The organism is Kribbella albertanoniae (assembly GCF_004348455.1).
Lineage (GTDB): Bacteria > Actinomycetota > Actinomycetes > Propionibacteriales > Kribbellaceae > Kribbella > Kribbella albertanoniae.
In genome coordinates this window covers 1-6,017 of record NZ_SMKA01000396.1, presented here as the reverse complement: position 1 = coordinate 6,017, position 6,017 = coordinate 1, and the positions used below count along the sequence as shown (strand labels likewise).

Sequence of the window (6,017 nt, the reverse complement as noted above, 5' to 3'; positions counted from 1 at the left end):
GCGCACGGGGAGGGGGTCGCTGGCGTTGCCGGTGGGTGGGCGTTGGATCTTGGGGTACTTGGCTGGGGTTGGGTCGTCCTCGGTGGCCGCTGCCGGGGTTAGGCAGGTGGCCGCGGCTAGCGTGCCGGTGGCGAGGATGGCTAGGAGGCGCTTCACTTCTTGGCCAGTGCGTAGACGACCGAGTCGTGCAGGACGATCGCGTGGCTGCCCGCGATACCCCACGGGCGGGCGGTGTCGGCGGGCAGCGCGTGCGCCTTGCCGCCTGGGGTGATGGCGATCAGGTTGCTGCCCGTCGTACCGAAGATTGTCGGTCCGGTGATCGAGTACGGGCGGAAGTTCGGGTAGATCGACGTGCGGCCGTTGCTGAAGTTGATCAGGCACGCACCCCAGGCGGCGATCTTCCGGCTCGGGTCCGGCAGCCACTGCCAGTTCTGGGCGTCGTTCACGTTCGTGGCGCGGCAGGTGGCGACGACCGCACCGGTCGCGGTCGACTGCACGGTCGGGATCACCTCGTCCTTCTTGCCGTTCGTGTAGAACGTCAGGACGAGCTCCGGGCTCGCGGCAACCACCCGCTCGATGTCCTTGCCGCCGCCCGGCTTCTTGAGTTCGACCTCCTGCAGGTCCTTGCCCGGCTCGCTCCAGTACAACGGTCCGGCGTACCGGGCGATCAGCGCCTTGGTGCCTTGGGCAAGCAGCACGGTCGACAGCCGCGGCTGGTTCGGAACCGTCTTCAGCTCGCTGCCGGTCACCACGCTGGCTCCGGCGTCACCGGCCAGGTCGACGAGGGGCGACGTACCGAAGAACTGGACGGCTGACGAGTTCGGCAGCTCGACCTCGATCGCCTCGAGGCCGTCGCCAGGCCAGTAGTACAAGGTGTCCTCGGACGCCACGGCCAGCACGGGCTTGCCGTCGATGGTGGTGTAGACCGGGCTCTCGGCGCCGTTCGGCACCTTGTCCTGCCACTGCACCTTGCCGTCGCTGTTGAAGACCGCGACCTTGTGGTCGGAGGTCAGGATCGCGACCTGACTGCCGTCCGGTGACACCGCGGGCGTGGTGTTCGCGGCGATGTCGACCGACCAGTCGGCCTTGGTCGACCAGCCCGGCGGGACCGGGCGGGCGGAGAACTGGTCCGGCGCGACACTCGGCTCGGGCAGCGGGGGCAGCTTGCCCGGCTCGGTCTTCGCGACCGGAGCACCGCCCGACTTGCGGAAGACCTGCAGATACAGAACGGTGCCGAAGATCAGTACGCCGGCCATCGCGAACGCGACGATGATCGGCCAGATCGGCTTCTGCGCGTTGCCGCCGCCTCCGCCTCCGCCGCCACCCCCGCCGCTACCGCGCTTGCGGGTCTGCGCCTGGACGGCCTCGACCTCACCGTCGGGGTGGATCACCAAGGGCCAGGACGTGCCGTCGGCCTCGACCGCGGTCGCCTTCATCGGCCGGCCGAGCTGCGCCGCGCGCTCGGCCACCAACGCGATCGCGGCCTGCCGCGGATCGTGGTGGTTGACCGGGTGGCCGCGGCCTGCGATCTTGACCTCGGCGTTGTGGTCGTCGTAAAGCCGAATCGTGACCTTTGGCCAGGACGGGATCTTCTCAGCCACGATGACCTCTCATTCCCGCCACAGATCTCCCTCGTTCATCCGGAGCCGACGCACTCGTTCTAGCATGTCCCCCGCACCCGAAGGCATGCCAGGAGACTTCCGGCAGGCAGAAACCCCGTGGAGCCCGCCGGCTCCACTGACCCCGACAAGGGGGTAGAAACATCCTCGCCTGTGGATGGGTCACGAACGTACACCCGGAAAGCGAGACAATACTGTGGGCGGCAGCCAGTGACGCAGCGGGAGAGGAGGTCTCATGACGCAGAATCCGTGGACCCGGCAACAACAGCCGGAACCGGGTCCGGCGCCGGGACCCGCCCAGGCTGCGAACCTGTCGCCACGGGGCCCGTCCGCGCCCCAGCACGGTGTTCCGGCGCCCGCGGAGGACCAGCGGCTGCCGAAGTTCGCGATTCCGGCGGCCGACACGTTGTGGTGGGTCGGAGCGCACGGCGGTGCCGGCGAGTCGACGATGGCGCAGCTGCTGCCGGGGACCCGCGCGGCCAATCACCGCTGGCCGATCCCGCCGCCGCCGGTGCCGACCCCGGTGATCCTGGTCGCCCGGACGAACGGCTCCGGCCTGCGTGCCGCGCAGCGGGCGGCGACCGAGTGGGCGTCCGGCGTCGTACAAGGAGTGGCCGTGCTCGGCCTGGTACTGATCGCGGACGCTTCAGGCCGGCTGCCCCGGGTGCTCGACGACTTCGCCGACATCGTCGGCGGTGGCGTCCCCAGAGTCTGGGAACTTCCCTGGATCGAGGAGTGGCGCAGAGGGGAGGCTCCCACGCCCGAGAACACCCCTGACGAGGTTTTCGAAGTTCTTGAATCCATCTACGCTCTTCGCGCGTCCAACCCAGCGGACTATCCCGCCCCGTACTGAAAGGCTGTACTTCGATGATGTTGGCACACCTGATCTCGGAGGTTCCCTCCTTGCTCCCGCTCGGCGGCCAGCGGCCCCCGGGTGCGGAGAAGCTCGATCTCGTCATCGACTGGGTGCGCTGGATCGCCTTCACCATCTGCGTCCTGGGCATCCTGATCGCCGGCGCGATGATGGCGGTCGGCCAGCGCCGTGGTGAAGGCGGCGAGCACGCCGCCCGGCTCGGATGGGTGCTGGCGGCCTGCATCGTGATCGGTTCCGCGTCGCTGCTCGTCGGCGCGCTCCAGGGCAACTGACAGCGTCCCCGACGGGAGTCTGATCGACGGTGGGGCTGTTCAGCAGGAGTTCCGGCTCCGACGACGACGGCGGTGACGAATCGACCGGCTTCTGGCAGGAGCGGGGGTTCGTCGCCGGCGCCGTCATCCTCGGCGCGGTGGTGATCTGTGCGCTGCTCTGGGTGTTCACCCGGGACACGACACCTGAGGCACAGCCGTCGCCGACGCCGCTGCCGACGGTGACCGATCCGACCGGTCGACCCACCGAGGATCCGACCGGGCCGCCGGCGACACCTGATCCCACCACCACCAGTACGCCGACGCCCAAGCCCCCGGTCCTCGGGAGTGGTGGCTGCAAGACCGCCAAGCCGCCGCAGGGGATTCCGCGGGTGGCACCGGTGGGTGTCACCTGGCAGTTCGAGAGCGACATGCTGTTCCCGCTCCAGCAGCAGGCCGGACCGGCCGCGATGGACCGCAACGGTGTGCGCTCCTGTTTCGCACACTCGCCGACCGGCGCAGTGTTCGCCACGTTCGTGCTGCTGGCCCAGATCAAGAACCCTGCGCTGACCGCCGACGTACTGGCCACCCGGGTCGCCCCGGGGCCGGGCCGGGACGCCGCCGTCGCGCAGAACCGCGCCACCCCGACCCCGCGGGACGAGAACCGGTCGGGTCAGTTCGCCGGCTTCAAGGTGATCGACTACGAGCCGGACCGGGCGATCATCTCGATCGCCGTCCGCTTCGACGAGCGCACCATCGGCGCGCTGCCGGTCACGATGGTCTGGACCGGCAAGGACTGGAAGGGCAAGCTGCAGCCCGACGGCAGCTTCAACGGCAGCACCCAGCCGGACCTGCTCGGCTCACTGGAGAGCTACGTCGGATTCCAGGGGGCCTGATGATCGTCCTAGGTTGTTCGCTCGCGCCCTGGGACTGGGACGACTGTGTCGAGGAGTTCCTCGGCGAGGTGGTCCAGCGGACACTGACGCCGATCTTCAAGTTGTTGCTGAAGGCAATCGCCGACGTGATCATCGCGGCCGTCGAGGCGGTGATGAAGGCCGTCGGCTTCCTCTGGATCTACATCGATACGCCGGACATCGGCCAGAGCGGCACGGTCTGGTGGGTGCACGGACGAACGACGTACATCATGATCGCGGTGGCCACCATCGCGGTCATCATCGGCGCGATCCAGATGGCGGTCTCGCACCGCGGCGAGCCGCTGCGCGACATCCTCAAGGCGCTGCTCACGATGGTCGTCGTGAACGCGGGTCTGCTGTTCGTCACCTCGACCCTGATCAACGCCTCCGACCAGTTCTCGTCCTGGATCATCGGCCGCGCCCTGGCCGCCAACGACCACGACTTCGCCAAAGAGCTCACGCTGACGATGGTCGATCCACTCAAGGACCCCGGGGAGGTACTGGGCTTCGCCCTGGTCATCTTCATCGGGATCCTGATGGTGATCACGGCGATCATCCAGCTCGCGCTGATGATCGTCAGATACGGGATGCTGATCCTGCTGGTCGGGATCTTCCCGCTGACCGCGGCCGCGACGAACACCGAAGTGGGGATGATGTGGTTCAAGCGATCACTGGCCTGGCTGGGCGGCTTCATCATCTACAAACCCGTGGCCGCGCTGATCTACGCGGCCGCCATCACGATGATCTCGACGCCGGCCGTCCCCGAAGGGGTGACGGCGGAAGAGGGAACACCACAGCTGATGAACCTCATGATGGGCATCACCATGATGCTGCTCGCCGTGGTCGCACTACCGGCCATCCTCCGTTTCGTCTCGCCGAAGACGTCCTGATATGAGCCCCCTCTACCTGATCCCGCTCTGCGGCAGCTGGCTGGACTGTGTGTGGCAGGCCATCAAGGACTGGATCGGCGACCAAGTGAAGTGGTTGATTGGCATGATCTTCCAGCCGATTCTCGATGCGATCTCCTCGGCCGTGACAGTGATCATGGGGACGATCGGCACCTTCTGGGTGTACGTCGACACCGTGCCGGTCGGTAAGGACCCGGAGAGCCGGGAGGCGGGCCGGCCCGCCAGCGGCACCGTGCAGTGGATGTGGGACCACACGCAGTACATCGCCTTCTTCGTCGCCGTCCTCGGCGTCCTGGTCGCCTGTATCAAGCTGGCCTACACCCAGCGCGGTGAGTCGATCCGGGACATCCTGCGCTCGCTGCTCACGCTCGGCGTCGCCTCGGCGCTGGCGGTCGGTGTCACCCAGTTGCTGATCGAGTTCGGGGACCGGTTCTCCCGGTGCATCGTCACCACCTCCTTGTTCGACGATCCGAACTCCCCGTGGAAGTGCGACCCCGGCGACCTGGTGCGGGAGATCGGCCCGGACGGCAAGGCGAAGAGTTTCGGTGGCGCGATGGTCGCGATGCTGGCCGTCTCGCGGACGGTCGGGCCGATCGGCATCGGGCTGGCGATCGCGATCGGCATCCTGGCGATCATCGCCGGGGTGATCCAGATCGTGCTGATGGTGGTGCGCAGTGCGCTGCTGATCCTGCTGGTCGGCGTGCTGCCGATCGCGGCGGCCGCCACGCACACCGAGATGGGCCGGAACTGGTTCAAGAAGCTGCTCGGCTGGATGCTCGCCTTCATCCTCTATAAACCGGTGGCCGCGATCATCTATGCGACCGCGATCAGATTGACCTCGAACAACGGCCAGGGCCTGAATTTCGCCGACGGTGATGCGGCGGCGACCTCGGTGATGAACATGGTCACCGGTCTGACGCTGCTGGTCCTCGCGCTGTTCGCGCTGCCCGGCCTGATGCGGTTCATCGTTCCGATGGTCGCCGCGACGGCCGGCAACGCGGGCGCCGGCATGATCGCGGCCAAGATGGTCGGCGCCGACAAGTTGGCCGGCAAGATGCAGGACTCACTGCAGGGCGAGGGCGGCAGCGGTAGCGAGGGCGGCGGCGGTGACGGCCCGAGCGGCGCCAAGAACGTCGGCAAGGCCAAGCAGCAGGCGGGTTCGAGCGGTGGACCGAAGGGTGGAGCACCGACCGGTGGCGGCGCACCGCCGCCCACGGCCGGCGCTGGCGCTGGCGCCGGCGCGGGCGGTGCTGCAGGTGGTGGCGCGGCTGCAGGTGGTGGTGCGGCAGCTGGAGGTGGTGCGGCAGCTGGAGGCGCAGCAGCGGCTGCAGGTCCGGCGGCCGCGGTGGCGGCACCGATCGCGATCGTCGCGGCCGGGGTCAAGGCGACCAAGCAGATCGGCGAAACTGCCGCGAAGGAGACCCTCGGCGACGACGCACCGCAGGGCTCCAGTG

The 6,017-nt window shown here is 68.2% G+C and carries 6 protein-coding genes; 5 read left to right on the top strand and 1 reads right to left on the bottom strand.

Going from position 1 to position 6,017, the window contains the following annotated elements; all coding sequences use genetic code 11:
• Positions 1-152: 152 nt before the first annotated feature.
• Entirely contained in the window at positions 153-1,601 is a 1,449-nt protein-coding gene (locus tag E1261_RS42540) for a hypothetical protein (protein WP_132415655.1), read from the bottom strand.
• A 253-nt stretch (positions 1,602-1,854) separates the two neighbouring features.
• On the opposite strand from E1261_RS42540, the gene E1261_RS42535 reads away from it, so the two are divergent.
• The 5 genes from E1261_RS42535 to E1261_RS47010 all read left to right on the top strand — a co-directional run.
• Positions 1,855-2,472: a DUF6668 family protein gene (locus E1261_RS42535; RefSeq protein ID WP_132415653.1), complete on the top strand. Its 618-nt coding sequence runs from the start codon at positions 1,855-1,857 to the stop codon at positions 2,470-2,472.
• 14 nt (positions 2,473-2,486) lie between these two features.
• A complete protein-coding gene (locus E1261_RS42530; protein WP_132415651.1) occupies positions 2,487-2,765 on the top strand; it encodes a conjugal transfer protein TrbC in 279 nt (92 codons plus the stop codon).
• A 29-nt stretch (positions 2,766-2,794) separates the two neighbouring features.
• The gene (locus tag E1261_RS42525; protein WP_132415649.1) at positions 2,795-3,637 is read left to right on the top strand and encodes a DUF8175 domain-containg protein; all 843 of its coding nucleotides are present in this window, start codon (positions 2,795-2,797) and stop codon (positions 3,635-3,637) included.
• Entirely contained in the window at positions 3,637-4,545 is a 909-nt protein-coding gene (locus tag E1261_RS42520) for a hypothetical protein (RefSeq protein ID WP_132415647.1), read from the top strand. The genes E1261_RS42525 and E1261_RS42520 overlap by 1 nt, the downstream gene beginning before the upstream one ends.
• A gap of 1 nt (position 4,546) precedes the next feature.
• On the top strand, positions 4,547-6,017 hold a 1,471-nt coding region (locus tag E1261_RS47010; protein ID WP_132415645.1), incomplete at its 3' end, for a TrbL/VirB6 family protein.

Coding starts and splice junctions, on each gene's coding strand:
- E1261_RS42520 (WP_132415647.1), top strand. CDS start 3,637: ATGATCGTCCTAGGTTGTTCGCTCGCGCCCTGGGACTGGGACGACTGT.
- E1261_RS42530 (WP_132415651.1), top strand. CDS start 2,487: ATGATGTTGGCACACCTGATCTCGGAGGTTCCCTCCTTGCTCCCGCTC.
- E1261_RS42535 (WP_132415653.1), top strand. CDS start 1,855: ATGACGCAGAATCCGTGGACCCGGCAACAACAGCCGGAACCGGGTCCG.